The organism is Acinetobacter sp. YH12128, from assembly GCF_013418655.1.
Taxonomy (GTDB): domain Bacteria; phylum Pseudomonadota; class Gammaproteobacteria; order Pseudomonadales; family Moraxellaceae; genus Acinetobacter; species Acinetobacter amyesii.
The window spans coordinates 261,438-284,355 of sequence record NZ_VPBO01000002.1 but is presented as its reverse complement, the minus strand read 5'-3'; the positions used below and the strand labels follow the sequence as shown (position 1 = coordinate 284,355).

The 22,918-nt window shown below is 41.5% G+C and carries 21 protein-coding genes and 4 tRNA genes; 13 read left to right on the top strand and 12 right to left on the bottom strand.

Translation table 11 applies throughout. The features are described 5' to 3' along the window. Positions 1 to 91: 91 nt before the first annotated feature. From FTU64_RS03060 to FTU64_RS03050, 3 genes are all read left to right on the top strand, one after another. Positions 92 to 805 carry a DUF3108 domain-containing protein gene (locus FTU64_RS03060; protein WP_111885940.1) on the top strand — a complete coding sequence of 238 codons (714 nt, stop codon included), beginning with the start codon at positions 92 to 94 and terminating at the stop codon, positions 803 to 805. Between the two features lie 90 nt (positions 806 to 895). After that, complete coding sequence (locus FTU64_RS03055) at positions 896 to 1,471, top strand: xanthine phosphoribosyltransferase (RefSeq protein ID WP_078189246.1); 576 nt, start codon at positions 896 to 898, stop codon at positions 1,469 to 1,471. A gap of 267 nt (positions 1,472 to 1,738) precedes the next feature. Then, entirely contained in the window at positions 1,739 to 2,137 is a 399-nt protein-coding gene (locus FTU64_RS03050; RefSeq protein ID WP_143221668.1) for a hypothetical protein, read from the top strand. Positions 2,138 to 2,246: 109 nt separating this feature from the next. On the opposite strand, the gene FTU64_RS03045 is transcribed toward FTU64_RS03050, so the two are convergent. Both FTU64_RS03045 and wrbA read right to left on the bottom strand, forming a co-directional pair. Further along, positions 2,247 to 2,435 carry a hypothetical protein gene (locus FTU64_RS03045; protein ID WP_180059184.1) on the bottom strand — a complete coding sequence of 63 codons (189 nt, stop codon included), beginning with the start codon at positions 2,433 to 2,435 and terminating at the stop codon, positions 2,247 to 2,249. A 318-nt stretch (positions 2,436 to 2,753) separates the two neighbouring features. Beyond that, positions 2,754 to 3,347 (bottom strand): NAD(P)H:quinone oxidoreductase, encoded by a 594-nt coding sequence (gene wrbA / locus FTU64_RS03040; protein ID WP_180059183.1) that lies wholly within the window; start codon positions 3,345 to 3,347, stop codon positions 2,754 to 2,756. A 112-nt stretch (positions 3,348 to 3,459) separates the two neighbouring features. Here wrbA and FTU64_RS03035 point away from each other — a divergent pair, with 112 nt between their 5' ends. Beyond that, the gene (locus FTU64_RS03035; RefSeq protein WP_180059182.1) at positions 3,460 to 4,707 is read left to right on the top strand and encodes a YihY family inner membrane protein; all 1,248 of its coding nucleotides are present in this window, start codon (positions 3,460 to 3,462) and stop codon (positions 4,705 to 4,707) included. A 53-nt stretch (positions 4,708 to 4,760) separates the two neighbouring features. Here FTU64_RS03035 and FTU64_RS03030 read toward each other — a convergent pair whose 3' ends face one another. Beyond that, a complete protein-coding gene (locus FTU64_RS03030; protein ID WP_180059199.1) occupies positions 4,761 to 5,648 on the bottom strand; it encodes a DMT family transporter in 888 nt (295 codons plus the stop codon). Positions 5,649 to 5,793: 145 nt separating this feature from the next. On the opposite strand from FTU64_RS03030, the gene FTU64_RS03025 reads away from it, so the two are divergent. Both FTU64_RS03025 and FTU64_RS03020 read left to right on the top strand, forming a co-directional pair. Continuing rightward, complete coding sequence (locus FTU64_RS03025; RefSeq protein WP_180059181.1) at positions 5,794 to 6,609, top strand: helix-turn-helix domain-containing protein; 816 nt, start codon at positions 5,794 to 5,796, stop codon at positions 6,607 to 6,609. 96 nt (positions 6,610 to 6,705) lie between these two features. Further along, positions 6,706 to 7,476 (top strand): tetratricopeptide repeat protein, encoded by a 771-nt coding sequence (locus FTU64_RS03020; RefSeq protein WP_180055993.1) that lies wholly within the window; start codon positions 6,706 to 6,708, stop codon positions 7,474 to 7,476. Between the two features lie 54 nt (positions 7,477 to 7,530). Here FTU64_RS03020 and FTU64_RS03015 read toward each other — a convergent pair whose 3' ends face one another. Next, entirely contained in the window at positions 7,531 to 8,172 is a 642-nt protein-coding gene (locus tag FTU64_RS03015) for a fumarylacetoacetate hydrolase family protein (protein WP_180055992.1), read from the bottom strand. Positions 8,173 to 8,204: 32 nt separating this feature from the next. Continuing rightward, entirely contained in the window at positions 8,205 to 8,702 is a 498-nt protein-coding gene (locus tag FTU64_RS03010) for a YcxB family protein (protein ID WP_111885932.1), read from the bottom strand. A 184-nt stretch (positions 8,703 to 8,886) separates the two neighbouring features. On the opposite strand from FTU64_RS03010, the gene FTU64_RS03005 reads away from it, so the two are divergent. After that, positions 8,887 to 10,170: an SRPBCC family protein gene (locus FTU64_RS03005; protein WP_373886239.1), complete on the top strand. Its 1,284-nt coding sequence runs from the start codon at positions 8,887 to 8,889 to the stop codon at positions 10,168 to 10,170. A gap of 93 nt (positions 10,171 to 10,263) precedes the next feature. Here the strand turns inward: FTU64_RS03005 and FTU64_RS03000 are convergent. The 4 genes from FTU64_RS03000 to FTU64_RS02985 all read right to left on the bottom strand — a co-directional run bounded on the left by FTU64_RS03000 (position 10,264) and on the right by FTU64_RS02985 (position 11,105). Next, positions 10,264 to 10,340, bottom strand: a tRNA-Arg gene (locus tag FTU64_RS03000). A 457-nt stretch (positions 10,341 to 10,797) separates the two neighbouring features. Then, positions 10,798 to 10,874 (bottom strand) — tRNA-Arg (locus FTU64_RS02995). 49 nt (positions 10,875 to 10,923) lie between these two features. Next, positions 10,924 to 11,000 (bottom strand) — tRNA-Arg (locus tag FTU64_RS02990). 15 nt (positions 11,001 to 11,015) lie between these two features. Then, positions 11,016 to 11,105: transfer RNA gene (locus FTU64_RS02985), tRNA-Ser, on the bottom strand. A 266-nt stretch (positions 11,106 to 11,371) separates the two neighbouring features. Between FTU64_RS02985 and rnr the strand changes: the two genes are divergently transcribed. The 6 genes from rnr to FTU64_RS02955 all read left to right on the top strand — a co-directional run bounded on the left by rnr (position 11,372) and on the right by FTU64_RS02955 (position 18,213). Next, positions 11,372 to 13,792: a ribonuclease R gene (rnr, locus tag FTU64_RS02980; protein ID WP_180059198.1), complete on the top strand. Its 2,421-nt coding sequence runs from the start codon at positions 11,372 to 11,374 to the stop codon at positions 13,790 to 13,792. Positions 13,793 to 13,865: 73 nt separating this feature from the next. Beyond that, entirely contained in the window at positions 13,866 to 14,450 is a 585-nt protein-coding gene (locus FTU64_RS02975; protein WP_111885424.1) for a hypothetical protein, read from the top strand. Between the two features lie 74 nt (positions 14,451 to 14,524). Then, on the top strand, positions 14,525 to 16,564 hold the full coding sequence (locus FTU64_RS02970) for a M3 family metallopeptidase (RefSeq protein ID WP_180055990.1): 2,040 nt from the start codon (positions 14,525 to 14,527) through the stop codon (positions 16,562 to 16,564). Positions 16,565 to 16,604: 40 nt separating this feature from the next. Beyond that, positions 16,605 to 16,814 (top strand): YheV family putative zinc ribbon protein, encoded by a 210-nt coding sequence (locus FTU64_RS02965; RefSeq protein ID WP_171256675.1) that lies wholly within the window; start codon positions 16,605 to 16,607, stop codon positions 16,812 to 16,814. 16 nt (positions 16,815 to 16,830) lie between these two features. Continuing rightward, positions 16,831 to 17,268: a hypothetical protein gene (locus tag FTU64_RS02960; protein ID WP_180010531.1), complete on the top strand. Its 438-nt coding sequence runs from the start codon at positions 16,831 to 16,833 to the stop codon at positions 17,266 to 17,268. Between the two features lie 66 nt (positions 17,269 to 17,334). Continuing rightward, on the top strand, positions 17,335 to 18,213 hold the full coding sequence (locus tag FTU64_RS02955; RefSeq protein WP_180055989.1) for a DMT family transporter: 879 nt from the start codon (positions 17,335 to 17,337) through the stop codon (positions 18,211 to 18,213). Between the two features lie 87 nt (positions 18,214 to 18,300). On the opposite strand, the gene FTU64_RS02950 is transcribed toward FTU64_RS02955, so the two are convergent. From FTU64_RS02950 to FTU64_RS02940, 3 genes are all read right to left on the bottom strand, one after another. Continuing rightward, positions 18,301 to 20,586: a TRAP transporter large permease subunit gene (locus FTU64_RS02950; protein ID WP_180003463.1), complete on the bottom strand. Its 2,286-nt coding sequence runs from the start codon at positions 20,584 to 20,586 to the stop codon at positions 18,301 to 18,303. A gap of 192 nt (positions 20,587 to 20,778) precedes the next feature. Further along, positions 20,779 to 21,351 carry a rhombosortase gene (gene rrtA / locus FTU64_RS02945; protein WP_180010529.1) on the bottom strand — a complete coding sequence of 191 codons (573 nt, stop codon included), beginning with the start codon at positions 21,349 to 21,351 and terminating at the stop codon, positions 20,779 to 20,781. 43 nt (positions 21,352 to 21,394) lie between these two features. After that, positions 21,395 to 22,459 (bottom strand): hypothetical protein, encoded by a 1,065-nt coding sequence (locus tag FTU64_RS02940; protein WP_180010528.1) that lies wholly within the window; start codon positions 22,457 to 22,459, stop codon positions 21,395 to 21,397. Positions 22,460 to 22,918 lie beyond the last annotated feature (459 nt).

Sequence of the window (22,918 nt, the reverse complement as noted above, 5' to 3'; positions counted from 1 at the left end):
TTGTGACGTGATTCTCCACAATCCAGCCGCATAATAAACATATCAGGTGGTTTAGCCCACCGCACTTCTATTGAATAGGAAAACCATACTTATGGCACATTCAGTTTTGAAAAATTTAGGTCTTGTTGCTGGGGTATCGACTACACTGCTTTTGACTGGTTTCTCAAGTCAGTCATTTGCCATGAGTCCATTCCAAGCAAGCTACCAGTTTAATTACAACGGCAAAAACTTGGGTTCTGCAACACGTACCCTAAAACAATCTGGGAATAACTGGACGTATATTTTCGCAGCAAAAGCTGGTGCGATGGCCTCTGCAACTGAAACCAGTCGTTTTAGTTTAAATGGCAGCCAAATTCACTCGAACAGCTTTAGCCGCAGCAGCAAAATTTTGGTGCACAACAACACCATGAACATCAATTTCAATGCTGGCGCAAAAACCATTAATACCAAAAAAGATGATAAAGCGCGTTCATTTGCGTGGAAATCAGGTGTGCTAGATGAACTCAATGCTGAATTGCAAATTCGTGAAGATTTAAAAAATGGTGGTTTGAAATCGAATTACTACATTGCCGACGCCAAAGAGGTTGAAGCTCGTAAGTTCGTGAAACAAGGCACTGAAAAAGTGAAAACCACTTATGGAACTTTTGACACCGTTAAAGTCGTGATGCGTCATGACAAACCAGGCCGTCAAACGACTTTCTGGTTAGCACCAAAACTAGATTATCTACCTGTCAAAGTTTCCCACCAAGACAATAAAACCTCTTACGGTTTATTGTTAACGGGCTATAAAGGTGCAACAAATTAATTGATTTGATCAATTTCGCTTGCATTTTTCACGGTGCTTTTTAAAATACGCTTTTGCTTTAAAAAGCACCTGCCCCTCGAGGATTCTCCCGTGCACGCTCTGGAACAGAAAATCTTAGCTGAAGGTATCGTTCTCTCTGAAGAAGTTCTGAAAGTCGATTCTTTCCTGAACCACCAAATTGACCCTGTGATGATGCAACAAATTGGTCAAGAATTTGCCCGTCTTTTTAAAGATGCTGGCATCACAAAAATCATTACGATTGAAGCATCAGGTATTGCACCTGCAGTAATGGCTGGTCTTGAACTTGGTGTTCCTGTGATTTTTGCACGTAAATATCAATCTTTGACCTTAAAAGATGATTTGTATCGCTCAAAAGTGTTTTCTTTTACCAAACAAACTGAAAGCACGATCGCGATTTCTAAAAAGCACATCAATGCTGAAGATAAAGTTTTAGTGATTGATGACTTCTTGGCCAATGGTCAAGCGGCTTTAGGTCTTGCAGATCTTATTCATCAAGCAAGTGCTGAAGTGTTGGGTATCGGTATCGTGATTGAAAAATCATTCCAACCTGGTCGTGATATTTTGCTTGAAAAAGGTTATCGCGTTGAATCATTGGCACGTGTGAAATCGCTGGCGAATGGTACAGTTGAATTTGTTCGTGACTAGTTTACGTTCAAAAGAAAAAAGAACACATCAGGTGTTCTTTTTTTTGCTAAAAATTTGCCATTAAGGTGACATAGAGCGCACTTTTTAACGCCTTAGTTACAAGCAGACAAAACATCGGTGTGCAAAACTCGATAAAATTCAGGAAAATCGTCACATTTGATCGAATGGGTCAACTACTCATCTGTCAAATTACATTATGCTGCACCATAAATTCGGCCATTTTATTTTTTAAGGCTATGGAAAGTTATGAATACAGAAGAGCAAAACATGGAATCGACAGTTAAATGTCCAAAATGTGGATCAACCCATATTGAAAAGCGTAACCATGAACAAAACTTACAAAAAATTGGTGGTGTCTTACTCAGTGGTGCAGGAACTGCTGCAGGGACTGTCGGTGGTGCGGCATCTGGCGCATCTATTGGTGCTGCGATTGGTGGCGTGACTGCTGGCCCACTTGGCGTGATTATGGGCGGAACCATCGGGACTTTTGTTGGTGCAATTAGCGTCGGTATCACAGGCGGTTTCCTCGGACACCGTTTTGGTAAAAAAGCCGGCGTGATCGTCGATCAAAATATTTTTCTCGACTACCAATGTTTAGATTGCAAACAGCGCTTTGAAGTTGAGCAACAGCCTGAAGACGCTGCAAAGACTTCGGATCAAGACTAATTTGGATATAAAAAAAGAGCGCATCAGCGCTCTTTTTTTATAGGTTATTGTTTTTCTAATATGTATTTCTAGTCTATTGAAATGCTATTCGAAAACCATGGCGAATCAATTAATTTGAAGCATCAGTTAAAGATTTTGATTCTGCTTTGACTTGATCTTGTTTCGCCAAAAATTCGTTTTCTTCAGCTTTTTTCTCTTGCGGGAAATCCATACTGTGCAAAACTGGCATTGCCGTACACAAGGAAGATGCAGCAAATGCGGAACACAGGAAAATCATTCGAAAATTAATAATAGACATCACACACCCCAAAGAAGAAATTTAAATACAAATCATGTAATCAAAAAATAAAAATAACGCGCCCAAAAAGACAGCAAAAATCGATTCAAGGCCATCACTGAGCAGGCTGTATTTAAAAACTTTCAATATGTTATTGATATCACTTATTTTGGGTATTTTAAGAATAGTTCGACAGATTTATTTTTATATTTTTGGGCGCAAATACGACATCGTTAATAAAAAGAAATCACACGTAAAAAAGCAAGAAAAGGGCAATATTTAAGCCTTTTCTTGCTCGTTCGCTACAAAGTCTGTGTAACTTCCTAGAACAAGTAAGTATCAAATCAACTTTTTGACCACTTCGCCCAGGCGTTTACCCTGCTCTTCACATAAGTTTCGCTCATCTTGACTCAATGACTGATCATGGCGTGGACCACTGACATGACTTGCACCATAAGGCGTACCACCCGTTTTGGTATTCGATAATGCAGGATGGGCATTACTTAAACCCATAACCATCATTCCGTGATGAAACAAAGGTGGCAGCATGGTCAGCAAAGTACTTTCCTGTCCCCCATGCATTGAACCTGAACTGGTAAACACACAGGCAGGTTTGCCATGTAATGCGCCATTGAGCCAAAGCGCTGTGGTTTGATCCCAGAAATATTTCATTTCCGACGCCATATTACCAAAACGTGTTGGCGAACCAAGGGCTAAACCTGAGCAATGCGCTAAGTCATCTAAGCTACAGTAAATATCGCCTTCGGCAGGAATACTGGGCTGCACGTCAGTCACCACAGCGGATAAATTTGGAACGGTTCGTATTTTTACCGCCATTCCAGACGCTTCAATTCCATTGGCAATCAAATGTGCCATCTCACGTGTTGAACCATATTTGCTGTAATACAGCACTAGTACATAAGCTTGCGTCATTTTTATAAATTCAATGAAAAAAGAAAACTATACGGTATTTTTCCTATTTTTTGGTTAAGCTAAGTGATGAAAATTGCATAAACATGACTAAAATAACTCGAGACTTGAACGAATGATCGAAGCATTTTTAAAAAAACTTCCCTTTTACGACAAGAAATGGTTTCAGTTTGTTTTATTTGTCATTCGACGTTTTGAAGCCGATCGCTGCCGTGAACAAGCAGGATCATTAACCTATACCACCTTGTTTGCAGTGGTACCCATGTTGACCGTATTCTTGGTCATCATCTCCTCAATTAAAGCTTTAGAACCTGCTCGTCAACAGCTTCAACAATTGATTTATAGTAATTTTCTACCGAAAACGACAATTGCTTTTGATAAAGCACTGAATGCATTCACCGATAAATCCAGTAACCTGACTGTTATTGGTGTACTGTTTTTATTCATTACCACAGTTATGATGCTGACCAGCATTGAGACAGTATTTAACCGAATTTGGCGGGTGCGTGAGACACGTGGCGGCATTATTGGCTTTATGCGCTATTGGACTATTATCTCATTAGGCCCAATCTTACTGGGTAGCGCATTTGTTGTGTCATCTACCTTGGCCTCTATGAATGTCCTCAGCAATAATTTTGCCGGCTATGAACTGGATGGGGCTTTTCTGCTGTGGATCTTGTCTTTTTCATTGACCATTTTAGGTTTTTTCATTCTGTATTGGACGATTCCCAACCGCAGTGTGCCGATTAAGGCGGCGCTGATCGCGGGTGTCTTTAGTGCCGTGGTATTTGAATTACTCAAAAACCTCTTTGGTTTTGTCATGTCAAATTTCACTAGTTATCAAATCGTTTACGGTGCTTTTGCTGCAGTGCCAATTTTCCTGCTTTGGATATTCCTTTCATGGAATATCGTACTGATTGGGGTAGAAATTAGTTATGCACTGACCGCTTTCAATTCGGGCAACGACCAAAAACGTCATCCTGTTATTATGTTGATGGATTTGCTTGAATTATTTTATAAAAAGCAAAAACTCGGTCAGAGCGTGACAGAAAAAGAAGCGCTTGAGGTTTTAGGGCGTGATGAAATCGGCCGCCTGCCAAGCTATATTTTATTGTTTGAAGAGCAACACCTGATTAAACGTACAGATGATGATCATTATGTTTTAGTTCGTAATTTAACCCAAGTGGACTTTTGGAGTTTTTACAGTAAGCTGCCCTATCCGCTCCCTAAACGGCAAGATTTAGGTCGCGTCGATCCAGATGATGTTTGGATGGAAAAAATTGGGCCGCAACTGGTCGAATCGGATGATTATCTCGTGGCCAAACTCTCGATTCCACTTGCGACTATTTTTGAAGAAAAATAAGCGTAAATAAAAAAAGGAGAGCCGTAGCTCTCCTTTTTTATTTATACATGATCTTAGGTCGCTGTGCGCTGACGTCCCATCAATTTAGCTAACCATCGATGCAAGGTTACCGTCATCACCCCGACCATTACTAAGGCCGTCCCCAAGATAAAGTTCAGTTCAATCGTTTCGTTTAAGATCAATACAACAAAGACCAGACCAAAGATTGGGGTAAGGAATGAAAATACGCCCAGACCATTGGCCAGATATTTACTTAACAGCCAAAACCACAACATGAGGCTGAAAAATGAAATAATGAGCACATGAAAAATCATGCTGCTGATGGACAATACGGTCCAATGTACAGTCATTTGTCCTGTCAGCCACGCCACAGGTAATAAAAACACACAACCACCAACTAACTGATAAAACAAGGTCTGAGTCGGAGGTGCATCAGAGAGTTTGGTGAGTCTTAATGAAATGGTGGTCAAGGCCCACATCACCCCAGCAAGTAATGCCATCGCATCACCCAACGGGGCTTGAGTGTTGACTGTAGTACTACTTTCACGTCCCATAAACGACAGTACTATTCCTGAAAAGGCAATAAAAATACCGACCCATTGGATCGCTGTAAGCTTTTCTTCAGGCAACTTCCAATGTAAACCTAGTGCCACGAATATCGGTGCGGTATAGAGCAAGACAACAGTATGTGATGCAGAGGTATAGCGCAGGGATTCTGCCACTAAAATAAATTCAGCTGAAAATAAAAACGCCAACCAGATACCCGGTAGCAAGTATTCGCGTGTATATAAATGTGTTCCCGGCTTGAGACGAATCAGTGGAAAGACCAACAGCGCAGCCAAACCCGACCGAATGGCAATTTGCATGATCGGCGCAATATCAACCGCGGCCAATTTCAAAATGACCTGTTGAATCCCTAAAATCATGCACAAAATAATCATCAGACCAGAAGCTTTTGCATCTAGCGCCTTACGCTGTTCCTTACTATTTACTCGGCAATACGACAAGCAACACTATAGAACTGTCAGAAATAAAATATATACTTCAAAATAGACAAGTGATCTTCTTATTCAGGCAAAATTTCTCATGCGTCATAAAGCTCGTGTAGATCATACGCAGTTCCAACAACTTCCCACCAACGATGAAATTCAAGCAGCGCTGTGGATCAGTTTTCGTGACGATCCTGCACTGTCTGTTTATCCCGTTCATGGGCATGCTTGGGGCGAGTTTGTCTATGCCTTTAATGGCGTAATGGAAGTGAACATCAATCAGATAGACTATATTACTCCACCGCCTTATGGCATTTGGCTTCCTCCACATTTAGAACACAGTGGTTTAAATCGTACTGCGGTTTCACATGGAACCTTATATGTACATGAATCGCTATGTACTCACTTACCGAAACAACCGGGGATTTTACTCAGCTCGCCCTTAGTCACTGCGATCTTCAGCCATTTGCGTCTGTTGCACCAACAAGCCGACCTCTTGGAAAATACCGCCGAATATCAACGCTTACTCCATGTGATCTTAGATCAACTACATCAAGCCAAATTGGTCAGTAGCTATTTACCGCATTCGGAACACCCTGCCCTCAAACAACTGCTTGATTATTTACATCAACATACTGCAGATCAGAGCGCGCTTGAGCAATTGGCACAGCGGATAAACATGACGGAACGTACTCTGGCACGTTATTGTCAAAAAGAACTTGGGATGTCGCTGCATGAATGGCGACAACGCCTCAAAGTCATGAAAGCCATGTCGATGCTCAACGCAGGTCAAACCGTCGAAAATATTGCTTTAGAACTTGGTTATGCCAATGCCTCGGCGTTTATAAATATGTTTAAAAAATGGATGCTTTGCACCCCAGATCAGTTTAGAAAATCTGCCTTAAAGCCCTAAATTTGTTTAAATTTAGCTATAAGGGTCTCTATAAAGTGATTCAACAATCCGCTAAGATCAAAAAATCTACGAAAAATGATAATAATTCCATTTCAAATGAATAAAAAAACCATTTTAGCGCTGTGTTTATCTGCCGTATTTTTAATGGCTTGTAGTTCCAAAGAACAGCGTGAATTTAAATCCGCGCTCAAAATAGCTCAAAGTGGTGATGCGACCGCACAAATGAAAGTGGGTGATTTATACCTCAGTGGAACGGGCACAGAACAAAATATCGAACAAAGTGTACATTGGTACAAAGCTGCTGCGGATCAAGGCACTACGGACGCATTCGCATGGTTGATGACCCAAGCTTATCAAGGTAACCCGCATGCAGATCAAGTGATTAGAAAGATGCAGCAAGATGGCAATATTTTCCTTGCACACTGGGTGCTAGACCTTGCAAAAAAGACTCATGATCCTGCTGCTGAATATACCGTTGGTTGGATGTACGACACTGGAAAAGGCTTAATTCAAGATAAGCACCAAGCGCAAATTTGGTATGAAAAAGCAGCCAAACAAAAGAATGTCGAAGCGATCAAAGTCTTGGGAAATCAACACTATTTTTCTGAACATCCTTCGTCAACACCCGACAAAGCAGCTGAATATTTAAGCTATGCCGCAGAACAAGGGCAAGATGCTGACGCGGCGATGAAAATGGCACATTATTATCATTATGACATTCGTGATGGTGAAAAAGCGCGACAATGGTATGCCAAAGCAGGTGCATTGGGAGACACCGACTCAAAGTATATGGCCGAGACCTATGAAGCATGGAAAGAGACAGGCCCTTTACAACCCAATGAACCACCGCCAAGCAGTCATGAATAGGTCAATCAAAAAAGGCTGCATTAAGCAGCCTTTTATTTATATTTAGCCCACAGATTATTTGACAAAGGTTGTCCAGATATAATCCTGATTTTTTCCTTTCAGCGTCATTTTCAACTGCTCACCTGACTGTAGTGCCGCGACACCTGCAGGCGTACCTGTCATGACCACATCACCCGCTTCAAGACTAAACACTTGGCTAATATCTGCCAACAAAGTACCCACATCAAAAATCAGCAATGCAGTATCACCGTTCTGACGCAGTTCATCATTGACATGCAAGGTGTAATGCACATTTTTCCAATCTTGAACCACCTCTTGGACATCGACCCAATCCGCAAGGATACAAGAACCATCATAAGCTTTGGCACGTTCCCACGGCTGACCTTTTTTCTTTAAGTCATCTTGTAGATCACGCAAAGTCAGATCTAGGCCCAAAGTCAAAGCTCCAACTGCTTCTAAGGCTTTGAGAGGATCAGTTTCAGCCGATAAAGGACGATCAATACGTAAACTTAATTCGCATTCATAGTGACAACTGCCCCATGCAGGATTCCATGAGATGCCTTGGTCTAATGCGGTTAATGCACTTGGCGGCTTCATAAAAAGTACAGGACGGTCAGGAATTGCATTGCCTAATTCTTTGGCATGATCTGCATAACTACGACCGACGCAAACAATTTTAGATGGACGTGACTGCATACTACTCCCTCTTTTGTTATGAATAGATTGTCTTAGTGCTGAAAAGTATTGGTAAAAATCGCTTGGTCCGCAGTATTTTTAAATGCACTTTTCGGCACAATAATCACGGTTTTATTTTTCAGTTCAAGCATATAGGTCAATTTGCCTTCAGCAAAATTTGCCACTTCAGCATAATGAAAGACATTCTTACGACCATTGGCATGAATTTCTGCATAGTCTTGAAATAAATCAATACCTTGTTCACTTTTGCCTAATTGGTATTTTACAAACTGGCGTTTAAACATCATCGGTAAAAACCAATAACGCATGATGCCTTGAAGGAGTAAAAAGAAAGCACCCAGACCAACATAGTAGGCACCGACACCATTTACACCTAAGTAAAAACCCCAGATGATAATCCCAAGGCTAATGGCTGGCGTTAAAAAACGCGTAAATTGCTTTTTGCCAAAAGTTGCTAGTGCAAAACCATCCTGTGATTCTTCTAGATTTAAAAAATAGCGCAGCGATAATGCAGGTAGATTTTCAGACATAAGCGTATGAATATTTAAAAATGAATTGCGCTAAATACTACACCACAATTCAAACTTGCTTCATGCTTTTTAATGGTCGGTTGTAACACTTCACTACTTCCCTTCCATCTAGAAATACGTTAAAAACAGCAACAAATAAAAGATTGCATACGCAGGATGTGACATGCAGATAACAAAAATAATTATGGTGCTGATGTTTTTGACTGGACTGAGCATATCGACCAGTTGGGCCAAATTCGTTCAATGGCAACCCCAGATCCCCAGTAGTTTGGACTTGTTTAATGGCAATGCCAAAGCCTTGGCAAATCTTGCCGGTGATCACATCGTGATTTTTGCACATCCTTCACAGCAAATTAGTCTACCCACGATGAAAGCAGGTAAAAAAGTCATTGGTAAATTTCAAAGTGCCGCCGTGGTTGTCCCAACCAACAGCAAAAATGTGGCGAGATTACTCAGTAATTATCCAAACTACGCCGGCTTATTTCCCACGCTAAAATCTGCTGAGGTTTTGCAACAGCAAGGTTCAACCAGCCAAGTTGAATACCGCATCCATATCCCGACACCTATTCCGGTTTTAAACTTTAAAGAAACCGTGGTGATGCAGCACCAAATTGATCACAACAGCATTAATAGTTTGGTTCTACAAGCACCGGTGCCCTTTGGTGCAGGGAAAATTGAATGGTTTGAGATCGATGCACAACACACCTTGATTAGTGTGACCCAATGGGGCGATTTAAATCAGCCCAAAGGTTTTTTGTTTAGCAAAATATTAAATGCCTTACCCGATGCCAAATTAGGGATTCCTGCGGGAACCAATGGTTTTTTACTCGAATCATTACAGCGCCGATTTAAAGCCTTTAGTAGTGAAACTCTCGCTGCAAATCAATTGCCTGAACTCAAATTAAATGCCTCTCAACTCGACAAAGTCACCCAATTAAGTCAAAGCTCGAAAGAACCTGTGTCCTTTATTTTGGCAGCGCAGCGCGTTCCCTTTGGGCAAAATTATGAATTGATGCGCTTTAGCACCAGTTTTCAATATTATGCACAAGAGCCTTCGAGCTTACAGCGCTGGATTAATGTGTCTTCGTTCAAGCACTTATTTCCAAGACAAGTTAAACATATGCAAGTGCAGAAAATTAATCCGCACCTCATGGATGCCGACTATAAAATTTCGGTGGGTTTAGGTGTGATCAATATTCCATTTGATTTTAAAATGCGTTTTAACTATCCCGACTTACTGCAAAATCAATATACCGCAACCGGTGGAGACCTAAAGTTTGTCCGAGGTGCAATGCATATTCGCCCCTTACAACAAGGTTCGTTATTACAATTGACCAGTGCGATGAAGATTGATGACAAAGCGCCTTTTTTACTTCGTGCTATGCGCAGTATGCCGTATCACGACATGCTGCCGGCTTTAGGCGGCAATACAGTCTTTGCACTCAAAGTTAAACAGAAGTTAAATTAGAACCTTAATTGATAAGCTGAATTTATTGGTTTTAGCTATATTTCAGACACAAAAAAACCGCAACATGTGCGGTTTTTTCAATCTTGATCAAGTTGGTGCGCTCAGAGAGATTCGAACTCCCGACCCCTTAGTTCGTAGCCAAGTGCTCTATCCAGCTGAGCTATGAGCGCGACGTCTTGATGAGGCTCATTATACGTGATTTTTATTTTTTGTTAAGAGCTTTTTCATATAAATTTAACCAAACGCACAGCAAATAAACAATTACCCTTTAAACACGCTAAAAATCAGCCAGATTTACTTTTTTAATGGCTTTTTCATCACAAGTTTGGAATTTAAACTTAGCAATACTCATGTATAAATGCTCAAGATAGATAACAAATCTATCGCCATCATTGAATCGCGGCTTTAACTCACTCAATTCTTTTTTAAACTTAGATTTAAAAAAATTGCATCACTATGAATATCTGAAAAAAGGGTTATCTATAGAAGATAAGCAAAATTGAAATTTACTGATGGGTAGTTTTATGAAATAGAACGCTTAATAGAATCCAAAAAAAAGACGGCAATATCAAAGCGATAAATCACAAGCACAAAAAAACCGCAACATGTGCGGTAATTTTTTCAAGTTGGTGCGCTCAGAGAGATTCGAACTCCCGACCCCTTAGTTCGTAGCCAAGTGCTCTATCCAGCTGAGCTATGAGCGCATTACTTGTGTGCCAATTTAGGCGATACGTTACTGTTCGGTTTACTTATTGGTGCGCTCAGAGAGATTCGAACTCCCGACCCCTTAGTTCGTAGCCAAGTGCTCTATCCAGCTGAGCTATGAGCGCGACATAAGTAAATCGTGGCGGTGAGAGAGGGATTCGAACCCTCGATACAGTTGCCCGTATGCATCCTTAGCAGGGATGTGGTTTCAGCCACTCACCCATCTCACCGTAACGTGCCGCCATAATACAAAGATCATGATACGACTGCAAGCACAGTCGTTATATTTTTTTCATTTTTTTACTCAATTAGATATTTTTTAAACGATTTTCAAAAAATTAGTGCAAAATTAGTTCAGCACACACTGCTGTCCCCTACATTTCAGCTTTAAACATTATAAAATATCGGCATAAAACACTTTATTGCAATCAATTGCGTGCAGTATCTGCTTGCATGACTTATGCTAATCCTAATCTTCTGATTTGAAGCCAAATACATTATGAAAAACTGGGTCGACCCTGAAGCAAAAGCTGAAGCCGAACGTTATGACAATCCAATTCCAAGCCGTACTCTGATTCAAGAGACGATTGAACAACTGAAAACTGCAATGTCGCATGCCGATCTTGTAGAACATTTTGAAATTGCCGATCAAAAAAGTATTGATGCACTGAGTCATCGTCTGATTGCGATGGTTCGAGATGGTCAGTTGATGAAAGACGGATTTAAGTTCCAGCTTGCAGCTGAGCAACCGACTCATGAAGCAACGGTTTATATCAACTCAAAAGGTTTAGGCACAGCCAATATTAGTGGTGAAGATGACCTCTTACTTCCTGAACGTGAGTTGCGTCAAGTGTTTAATGGTGACCGTGTTAAAGTCCGCCAAACGTCGATAGACCGTAAAGGCAAAGCATGGGGCTTTATTACTGAAGTTCTACAGCATCGTGTCAAAGAAATTATCGGTAAAGTGTCTGAATATGAAGGTGAATATTTTATTCAGCCGGCAAATCCCAATGCACACCAACCGATTACGTTAGAAAGAGAATTAATCGAGCATGCCAAAGTCAAACTCGGCGACTCTGTGCGTATTGCGATTGACAGCTACCCAACCAAAGAGGAATTTGCGACAGGTCATATTGTTCAGTCGATGGCTGATAAAGCAGACACTGAAATTATTATTCCACAAACCATTTTAGAATTTGGTTTACCTTACGAATTCCCTGAAGCGGTACAACAAGAAGCCGACAGCTTTAAAGAGCCATCAGAACAAGACCGTGAAGGTCGTGTCGACTTACGTGATTTAGCGCTTGTCACCATTGATGGTGAAGATGCCCGCGACTTCGATGATGCCGTGTATGCGGAAAAACGTCCGGGTGGTGGTTATCGTGTTGTGGTGGCAATTGCCGATGTCAGCCATTATGTACGTCCGGGTAAACCGCTGGATGACGAAGCTCAAGAGCGCGGTACATCGGTGTACTTCCCTCATTTTGTATTGCCGATGTTGCCTGAGGCGCTGTCGAATGGTTTATGTTCTTTGAACCCACACGTAGACCGTTTATGTATGGTCTGTGATTTAAACTTATCTCGCGCGGGTCGTGTCACTAAGTTTGAGCTCTATCCGGGTGTAATGCATTCAAAAGCTCGTTTGACCTATACTCAAGTGGCCGAATATTTTGAGGGTAATAGTCAAGCCATTCCTGAAGACCGTGATGTACGTAAATCGGTCAATACCTTATTCCAATTGTATCAAGTGTTGAAAGGCTTACGTGCTGAACGCCACGCGATGGAATTTGAAACCGTTGAAACTTATATGACCTTTGATGAGCTAGGCGGTATTAACGAAATCCTACCGCGCAGCCGTAATGATGCACATAAGCTAATTGAAGAATGTATGTTGTTGGCAAACGTCGCAGCGGCAGAATATGCATTAAAAAATGAAATTCCAATGCTGTACCGTGTGCATGAGCCACCTGAGTTTTCACGCATTCAAAAGGTTCGTGATTTTGTGAAATTATTGGGGCTGCCATTCCCTGAACAGCCGACTCAAGCTGACTATCAAGCCGTGATTGATGCCACCAAAGACCGTATTGATGCTCCAAGTATTCATGCCGTTTTACTCCGTTCAATGATGCAAGCTTATTATGGCGCGAACAATGCAGGTCACTTTGGCTTGGCTTATGAAGCGTATACGCATTTCACATCTCCAATCCGTCGTTATCCAGACTTGTTACTTCACCGTGCCATCAAAGCACAATTGAAGAAAAAGCCTTACCCAATTTCTGGTGCTTCGCTGGATGATGCAGGTGAACACTTCTCTGCGACCGAGCGCCGTGCAGATGAAGCTTCACGTTCTGTCACTACATGGTTGAAGTGCCATTACATGCAGCAGCATTTGGGTGAAGAGTTTGTCGGCACTATCAGTGCGACTGCTGAATTTGGTCTGTTTGTAACGCTCAAAGACTTATATGTTGATGGCATGATCCACGTCAGCCAATTGGGTGATGACTTCTTTGTCTATGACCAACCGAGTCAGAGCTTAATTGGTCAATCTCGAGGTCAAGTTTTCAGTCTCGGCGATGAAGTAAAAATTAAAGTCGCTGGTGTAAATCTAGAAGAGCGCAAAATCGACTTTGAATTGATTCAACAATTGAGCCATGCAGGTCGGGCTATTCGAGCGCGTGCCCCTCGTGTTGCAAAGCCTACAGCCAAAGAAGAAGTCTTTTCAGAACGTAAAACCAACGCTGCTGAAGATGGAGAACAGCCCATACGACGCAAAAAATCGAAATCTAAGCCCAGTTCATTCGGTAAAAAGCCTGCTAAAAAATCTGCAAGCAAATCTGAAGCGAAGGCTAAAGATAAAGTGAAGAAAAAATCCAAACCGAAAAAGAAAAAATCCAATGCAAAATCATCTGCGGATTAAGGTTTAAATCAAGAGCGCTTCGGCGCTCTTTTTCATTTAATATATCTCTATAAAAATAAACCACTTAAAAATCATGACATCACAGAAAATTACTAAATACTATTACCATGAATATGTAATATGCTTAGTCTTTGTACTTAGTATTTCAGCACTGATTGCTCTCTTTTTTATAGACTTCACCCCAACAAATCAAGTCAAAATCACAGCCTTCATTGTTGCAACGTTGATTTATTTGGCTGTTTTGATCTACTTTTATGTTCTGCATAGATACGGACAATGGATCATTCCACGTACATGGACAAATGTACAAAAAAAGCCAAAATTCTATTTTTTACTCCTCTTCCCTATTTTTGTAATTCTGTTTCTTTACTTAAATCTAGTTGTCTATCCTCCTCTGCTTCATACCCTAGTTTTGGGTACACCTACTGTGGTGACATTGGAAGCAAGCGCTGTTAAAAAACATGGTAAAAAAGGAAGTGTCTACTATTCTATTGAAACACCGTATGACTCTACTGGTATGTTTCGAATCAATGTAGATGAATATGAACACTACAAAAATCAAAATCTATTCATAAAATTATCGGTCATTGAGGGGCGCTTTGGCACCTACATCCAAGATATTCAATCTATCCACGGTGAAACAAGAGCGAATAAATAGCACCCAAGGCTTGATTTATCCTTCTAGAAGCCTTACTTCTACAAATAACACAGGAAATAAATCGGCAGACCGACATGACATTAGAAAAGGCAACTTTGCCTGTTCCACAATTTGACCAAATTACCCTTGCAGACTTAAAACAAAAGATTGAACAGAGCATTGCCCAAGGTCAGGCATTTTTAAAAGAATTAACGGATGTACCCGAATCCGTACAAGCACAACTACAAGTACTCGAACACATCGATACCCTTGAAAATAACATGAGTGAAGCTTGGGGCGTGCTGTCGCATCTAAATGCCGTGATGAATAATGCTGAAACTCGTGAACTTTACCAATCTTTACTGCCCGTCCTGAGTGAGTACTATACGCAGCTAGGTCAACATACAGTGTTGTATCAAACGTATCAGCATGTACATGACAACAGTGTTTTCGACACGCTTCCTGCAGCACAGCAAAGCGCGATTAAACTTGCGTTACGAGATTTTAAACTTTCAGGCGTAGCCTTAGAAGGTGAACCCAAAAAACGCTATGCAGAAATATCTGCACGACTTTCACAGTTATCATCAGACTTTTCCAATCACGTATTGGATGCCACCCAAGCCTACTTCAAACCTTTAACTGAAGCGCAGCTCAAAGGACTACCTCAAGGCAGTATTGAACTTCTGAAACAATATGGTCAGCAACGCGAACTCGAACAGGCTGTAGCCACACTCGACTTCCCGTCTTATATTGCCATTATGACCTATGCAGAAGACCGCGAAGTGCGTGAAGCGCTCTATAAAGCCTATACCACACGTGCTTCTGATCAGGCAGACTCTGCTGAATTTGACAATACAGCAGTCATGGAAGAAATCTTGAAGCTACGTCAGGAAATGGCAAGCCTGCTTGGTTTTAACAACTACGCCGAATTGTCCTTGGCAAGCAAAATGGCACCCGATGTAGCAACTGTAGATCAGTTCCTGATAGAACTGGCAGAACATGCGCGTGCACCAGCAGAGAAAGAAATCGCTGAACTGAAAGCCATTGCAGCGCAAGACGGTATCACTGAGTTACAACCGTGGGATGCCACTTTCTATTCAGAAAAACTCAAAGTTCAACAGTTTAATTTGTCACAAGAAGACCTGAAGCCCTATTTCCCTGCACCTAAAATTATTCAAGGCTTGTTCAGCATTGTAAATCGTCTCTATGGCATCAATGTAATCGAGCGTGAAGCGCCTGTTTGGCATCCTGATGCACGTTATTTTGAACTTGAAGATCAAGGCAGCGTGATTGGCGGTTTTTACTTTGACCTGTATGCACGAAGCGGTAAACGTGGCGGCGCATGGATGAGCGGCTTCCGTTCACGCATGCAAACTGAAAATGGTCTGCAAAAACCAATTTGCTACATGGTCTGCAACTTTACCCCACCTGTCGGTGAGCAAGCTGCTTTACTTACCCATGATGAAGTAACGACGCTGTTCCACGAATTTGGTCATGGCTTACATCACATGCTCACTGAAGTCGATAATATTGCTGTGGCTGGTACCCATGGCGTGGCGTGGGATGCGGTAGAGTTGCCAAGTCAATTCATGGAATTTTGGACTTGGGATCAAGAAAGTTTAGATTTGCTCAGTGAACATGTTGAATCAAAACAAACCTTACCAGCCGATCTGTTAAAAGCACTACAAGATGCACGTTTCTTCCAGTCTGGGATGCAAACGTTACGTCAAATTGAATTTGCCATGTTTGACTTAAATATCCATAAGGCCAACCCTGCTTTGGACGCTGCAGGCATCCAACACACCTTAGATGATATTCGTCAAAAATATGCGGTTGCACCAACCACTCCGTACAACCGTTTCCAACATGGTTTCAGTCATATCTTCGCAGGTGGTTACGCTGCTGGTTATTATTCATACAAATGGGCAGAGGTTTTGGCAAGTGATGCCTTCGACCGATTCGAAAATGAAGGAATTTTTAATACTTCGACTGGCAAGTCGTTTAGACAATTTATTCTAGCAGTTGGCGGAAAAGATACGGCACTTGACGCATTTATCAATTTCCGCGGACGCGAGCCAAAAATAGATGCTTTGCTGCGTCATCAAGGTTGGACGAACGCATCTAAAAACGCTTAAACTAGGGACCTTAGTTAGATTCAAGGTAAGTATGATGACCATTAAACGACGCTTCATTGCAGGTGCAAAATGTCCAAAATGCCAAGCGATGGACCGGGTTGTCATGCTGACCTCTGGCGAAGACGAATGGATCGAATGCATTGATTGTGGTTACAGTGAAAATCGACCGACTCATGTCGATCAACCTGAACAACCTGCCGTGCCAGACGATATCGGTGTGATCCAATTTAAGCCACGTCAGCCTAAATAAAAATTAAGGTCAAGCAATGACAGAAGATCAAAGACATAATCCAAAATTGTTAGTTGGAATCATTGGGGGCTTAACGTTATTGATTGCTATCTTTTTTGCATATCAATGGTTAAGCAGCAGTACAGCAGATAAATCTGCACTTCAAGAAGAACTGGTCGCTGCACCGGCTAAGCCGCCTGTTGCAACCCCTGTCCAATCTGAGACTGAAGCATCAGTCCCTACCGCAGAGACTGAAACCATTAAATTGGTCGAAGAAGACATTTTAGATGCAGCTGTGCCTGAAAATGCCTCTTTAGCCAAAGAGGAAATTGCCAAATTAGATGACATTCAACAACAATTGAATGATCAGGAGCAAAGTTTAAAACAGCAGCATTCAGATGCAGATGAGCTGATTAAACTGAAAGAAGAACAAATTAAATTACTCGAAGCACAGTTAGCACAACAAGCAAAATAACCGACTTCTGCTACACCATGCGTACTTATAGGCTAGAATATCATCAGATATTCTAGCTTTTTTGTTATGTCCACTACTACACCACCACAAAATATCCCCAAAGCAATTGGCTTTCTCATGCTGTCAGCGCTGCTTTTTTCCATCATGGGGGTTTGTATACGCTACGCCTCCCATACAGTAGATAATGCCACCATCGTATTTTTTCGCAATGCGGTTGGCTTATTCATCTTTCTCCCTTTGATCCTACAAAAAGGCAGCACGTTTTTTCGAACTGAAAAACTGTGGATGCATACCTGGCGTTCAATCGTAGGCTTGGTGGCAATGTATGGCTTTTTTTATGCCATCGCACACTTAAAACTCTCCAATGCCATGGTCTTCACCTATTCCTCGCCGATCTTCATCCCATTAATTGCATGGTTATTTTTAAAAGAAAAAATAACCCTGAGTATGCTCATTGCCGCCGTCATTGGTTTAATCGGCGTGCTCTTCGTCGCAAAGCCCGATGCAGGAATGTTCAATCAGTTATCACTCATCGGACTAACCGCAAGCTTCTTGGCAGCCATGGCATTTGTCACTGTCCGTGCCCTTACTGCAACTGAACCACCTGAACGCATCGTGTTTTATTTCTGCTTTATTGGCACGCTCATATCGATGATCCCGATGCTCTGGCTCTGGCGTCCTTATAGTTTAAAGGAGTTAGCTTTTCTGATTACAGCGGGACTTTTGGCCAATATCAGTCAAATTTTTATGTCCAATGCTTATAAGCTTGCACCCGCAGGTCAAATTGGTCCCGTAAACTATATAGCGATTATTTTTGCCGGTATTTGGGGCTTTACACTGTGGCAAGAATTGCCAGATATTTACAGCCTATTCGGCTTTGCTTTTATATTTTTAGCGATTTTGCTATGTAGTCCGTTCCTACAAAATAAGTTTAAAAAGTCATAAAGATCTCATTCATTTACCATCAAATGCACAGCCCCTTATTCAATAAAAAAGCACCCGAAGGTGCTTTTTTAATGCTTCAAAATTAATTTATTGATACCAACCAAACAGCTTAAAGAAATACGGCAGATACGCAATAATCAACATTGCAGGGAACAGCACAATCAGCGGCAAAATCCAACGTTCATAACGGTAATAAAACGACAAGTGACGAACTTCAGCATCCGCTTCATTGACTTCAGCATCCCCTATCGACTGTCGGGCCAAGAGGTGGTTCAATGCAACTGGAGGCGTAACATAACCTAGCTCAAAACCAATGAGTGTAATCATCCAAAAATGCACAGGATGAATACCGTATTGATAGGCTACAGGAGCAATAGTTGCAGAAATTAAAATGACTGCGCCAAACGGATCCATAATCATACCCACAAAGACCATCAATCCGACAATCAATGTGATAACCAAAAAAGTACTGCTGATATCAGTTGGGAATAAACTCATGACTTCAGTACGCTCTAGCAATCCACCAACGCTTACCGAAAGCGCCATCAAAATAACCAAAGCACCGATATGTCCAACGGTTTCACTGGTCGAAATATGCATCGACTTCCAAAAACCAACTTGACGTAGAATCTGCATAGAGCTGGATTGAGCCACTGTATGATTCGCAGCCTGCCCATCATCTGTGCTATTACCATGTAATCCTTCACGGTATTCTGCATGTGCAACCTGTGCGCCGGCTAAAGCAGGTTCAGCATTCGCACTATAATTTGCTGTTAGTGTTTCATCCCAATGCCCAACTGCTGACAATGGTGCTGGCTGATGACGTAATTTATCCACTAAAACGATCATCAGCAGAATAACAGGCATCATGACTGGTGCAGTAAATTCATTTAAATCTGTATTCAATAAATATTTATAGAACATCCAAATCAGCACGAAAATCACAATATAAGGAATAACGGCTAAGAAGGCACGTCCTGACTGCGGCGCTGCCACATTGGCTTGAGCAATACGGAACTTATGTTCTGCAAAAAATAACGACACAATTAAAAACATCGTAGATGTCAGCAAGAACGTATAAATACCATATTGATAAAGCAGATCCGTGGTCACTTCTTTATTTAGCGATGCAACAACCACAATCAATAAGCATGGACGTAAAACCACCCCAAGCGAACCGGACATTGCTGTTGCAGCCAAGGCAAATTGACGGCGTCCGCCAGCGTTCCACACTTCCTTATAAATAATCGCGCCTGCCGCAATGACAAAGATCCCCGATGCTCCAGTATAGGCTGTAGGCAATGCTGCTGCGATTAAAATCAGCCATGTTAAAGTCTCAGGAGCTAAGTTCCATGGGCGTAAAATATTCAAGAATAAATCTACGACACGGGTTTGCTTCAACAACATACCCGCCCAAATGAATAACGCTAGATTCAGGAAAATACTTGAAAACTCGACCAATTGCCCTAAATAGATGCCTTGCCCCATCGGGTAGTCCATAAAGAAGATAAAGGCGATACCTGTAATCAACGCCATATACGCATATAAAGGCACGCTTAGGAACGCGAAACTAAGACTACCGCCCTCTTTGGCATCTTTTGGCGGACTAAACAATTGCAAAACACTGATCAATGTCAGGATTGAGAACAGCGTCATCCACATCCAATAAATCAGTTCAGTTTCGGTGGTCATTGGAACTCCCGAATTTTTCACTGAATTGAATTGGCTGATACTTGAGTAGGTTAACAGTCCATTACCGAAGCTCATCATCAGGCTATAAACACGATAATCCTTCTTGGTTGCAGGACCGCGTAGACCAATATGATGAATTTTCAATGTCGCACTAATCGCAGCTATAACCACCATAAAAATCAACAAAATGGCGCGATTTTCAGTACCAAATTTAAAGATACCGAAGAAGCTTGTTTCAAAATTACGATAGGCGCGAATACTCGGATGCTTCTCCATATGTTGCATGGCTTTATCATAAAATTGATACTTTTCTTCACACTGCTGCACACTCGCTAAAATAGACGAACGAACGTCATTCTCAGATGCCGTACCAAAAAAATCAGCAAACTCATCTGCTGCATTGGCTTGCATTTGAGTTTTCACCAACGCATCGACATTCGGGTTACGGTCACATTCAGGCTTGGTCGGTTCTGCACGTAAAAATGAATACTGCATCCCAATGCTTTCATTACCATACAAACGCTCACCAGTACGCAGAAGCTGACCATGAATCATCTCCCCTGTACCGATAATCAATGTAAGCAGAAGCAAGATCAACACGACTAGAGTCGAAATCCATTCTGTCCAGACATACCTTAACAGCCCGACGATGCCGGATCTGTTTTGTGCATCATTTTGCATGAGTCTTCCTATTTTTTATTTTGGAGCCTAGCGGAGCCAAGCATCCTTTTCCTTAGCGGCTCGAGAAGTTCCTTTCCCTGACCTAACTGTTTTATTATTACGTTTAAATTTGCATCAATATTCAAAACATTAAAATGACAATATGTATTTTCTTTTCGGTTTTTTTTTGTCAACCCAATCACCTAAAGTGCGCTAGCGATCCCAGAAATAATTACCAATAAGATAAAACACGGCGATGACAATGCCCCAAATCACCCCCAATAAATGGGCTTCGACTAAAACGGGGCTTCCTATTAATTCTGCCGTTCCGGTATTCCCCATGGTATTTTCCCACACCAATTTTGCCAAAATCAGCAAGAGAACAAAGGCTGCAAAATTTCGCTCCCGTTTATACATTAAATGTACGCAAGCGACCGCAACATAGGCGCCATGCAAGACACCAGATAATCCTGCATAGGCTTCAATATCGGAAAGGAAAAAATAGAAACTCAGACTGATTAAAGGGGATAAAATCAATAAGATGGCAACAAAGTGCCATATTGAAACTCTTGGAAAAATAAACGGTAAGCAGATAAAGGCCAACATATTTAAAGCAAAATGAATCCAACCGACGTGAACCCAATGGGCAGTCCATAAGCGCCAAAAGTCATGAAATAAATCATCTTGCCAGTAGATAAAATAATCTTTAAATACCTGTAGCGAGGCACAGATCGAAACGAATACGGCAAGAAAGACAATTTTCGGTATTAAAAATTGTAGTTTCATTTTCGCTCCTCCTGTACCTCACTTTTAAACGCTATTGCAAAGATTAATTTGCAGCTGTGCCACTGGTTTCAATATCACCACTAAACAAATCATCGAGTTCAGAACTATTGGCACTTTCATCCCAGAAATGTTCCATACCATCATCAGCCGTACGAACGCCTGTATGTTCAGTCCAATAACGATCTGAAATCCCTTTCACCATGCTTTCAGCCATGCTATCGATGAGCTTAAATTGTGGATTAACAGGTTTCTCATCGCTACGCGCTTGTGCAAAGGTACGTAAGGCATCACGGATTTTCGCATCATCGCCACTGGCTTGTGCAGCAACCGCATATAAAGCATGTGACAGTCTCACACCCTTTTGCTCACCAATTTGCGTAGATTGTTTCAATGTTTGGTATGGATCAGGTTTTCCATCTCCAGCACCCGGTAATAACGTCCAGATCACAGCGCGGGTTGCATTTGGTGCGCCCCAGAATTTTTCATTATTCAGACACACCATACCGCGTTCAACAATCGCAGCAATGTCTTTTGGAACGTTTACCGCCCCACCTGAGTTAATATCATTGGTCATGGCCTGTAAGCCACTTAACATTCCCAACATATACACTGTTTGGTCAATGTCGCTGTTCATTTTTGGACAGCCTTCACCTAGACTTTTCTTATACTTCTTTTCAAAACGATCTTGAAATAATTGATAGCCGGTATATTGACGCTGTGCAGCAAGTGCCGCCCAACGCTTTTGCTCAACACGAGCATCCTGTGCTTCGGATACTTGGTTAGCTTTAGATGCACGTAAATAGCGTAACTCTGCATCCAAGGCTTTTTGTTCTGCACAAATCCCTGCTGCTGAATACATCAACACAGCCACACGTGTTGGGTCTGCGCCCATATCTTTGGTGGCCATAATGGCTGGAGTTAATGAATTACCTGAATTACACACCATTTCAGCATCTTCCATGGCTAAAATTGGTGGCACAATATGTTTTTCGGTAAATCCGAGTGCAACATTAGCACCGGTTTTTACAACCTGCGAACAACCCGCGAATAATGTACTTGTTATTGCTACAACTGCCACACCCTGGCATATTTTTTGGACGCTCGACATTTTCCTGTCCTCTATAATTGTGTTTATGTCCATCACGACAAACATATCAGAAGCAAAAAATGAATAAAAGAGTATTTGCTCTAATTTGAACGACACACTGTGCCATGAATCACGCTGAATGCAATTGACTGATTTTTTACAAAGACTAAATTTTAGGCAAAAAAAAGTAGCATAGCGACGGTTCGGCACATGCTACTTATTAACTGTGAAAGCGTTTGACTGCTTATTTTTGAGTTAACTGTTCCTTCAGCACTGTTCCTAGTCGTCCTATAACAATTGCTAACACAATCGCTATTACCAGAAACATCCAAGTTGGCATCATCATGATGATTTCCCTTAACGGCTGTTGGTAAGGCTAATATATAGGCAGAGAATCACCGCACAGCTTAAAATTGTCAGACAATTTAAATATTTTGCCAATAAATTTCAATCCTGTCAGACAAGATTATTTTACCCACA

Coding starts and splice junctions, on each gene's coding strand:
- FTU64_RS03060 (WP_111885940.1), top strand. CDS start 92: ATGGCACATTCAGTTTTGAAAAATTTAGGTCTTGTTGCTGGGGTATCG.
- FTU64_RS03050 (WP_143221668.1), top strand. CDS start 1,739: ATGGAATCGACAGTTAAATGTCCAAAATGTGGATCAACCCATATTGAA.
- FTU64_RS03045 (WP_180059184.1), bottom strand. CDS start 2,435: ATGTCTATTATTAATTTTCGAATGATTTTCCTGTGTTCCGCATTTGCT.
- wrbA (WP_180059183.1), bottom strand. CDS start 3,347: ATGACGCAAGCTTATGTACTAGTGCTGTATTACAGCAAATATGGTTCA.
- FTU64_RS03035 (WP_180059182.1), top strand. CDS start 3,460: ATGATCGAAGCATTTTTAAAAAAACTTCCCTTTTACGACAAGAAATGG.
- FTU64_RS03030 (WP_180059199.1), bottom strand. CDS start 5,648: ATGATTATTTTGTGCATGATTTTAGGGATTCAACAGGTCATTTTGAAA.
- FTU64_RS03025 (WP_180059181.1), top strand. CDS start 5,794: ATGCGTCATAAAGCTCGTGTAGATCATACGCAGTTCCAACAACTTCCC.
- FTU64_RS03020 (WP_180055993.1), top strand. CDS start 6,706: ATGAATAAAAAAACCATTTTAGCGCTGTGTTTATCTGCCGTATTTTTA.
- FTU64_RS03015 (WP_180055992.1), bottom strand. CDS start 8,172: ATGCAGTCACGTCCATCTAAAATTGTTTGCGTCGGTCGTAGTTATGCA.
- FTU64_RS03010 (WP_111885932.1), bottom strand. CDS start 8,702: ATGTCTGAAAATCTACCTGCATTATCGCTGCGCTATTTTTTAAATCTA.
- FTU64_RS03005 (WP_373886239.1), top strand. CDS start 8,887: ATGGTGCTGATGTTTTTGACTGGACTGAGCATATCGACCAGTTGGGCC.
- FTU64_RS02975 (WP_111885424.1), top strand. CDS start 13,866: ATGACATCACAGAAAATTACTAAATACTATTACCATGAATATGTAATA.
- FTU64_RS02970 (WP_180055990.1), top strand. CDS start 14,525: ATGACATTAGAAAAGGCAACTTTGCCTGTTCCACAATTTGACCAAATT.
- FTU64_RS02960 (WP_180010531.1), top strand. CDS start 16,831: ATGACAGAAGATCAAAGACATAATCCAAAATTGTTAGTTGGAATCATT.
- FTU64_RS02955 (WP_180055989.1), top strand. CDS start 17,335: ATGTCCACTACTACACCACCACAAAATATCCCCAAAGCAATTGGCTTT.
- FTU64_RS02950 (WP_180003463.1), bottom strand. CDS start 20,586: ATGCAAAATGATGCACAAAACAGATCCGGCATCGTCGGGCTGTTAAGG.
- rrtA (WP_180010529.1), bottom strand. CDS start 21,351: ATGAAACTACAATTTTTAATACCGAAAATTGTCTTTCTTGCCGTATTC.
- FTU64_RS02940 (WP_180010528.1), bottom strand. CDS start 22,459: ATGTCGAGCGTCCAAAAAATATGCCAGGGTGTGGCAGTTGTAGCAATA.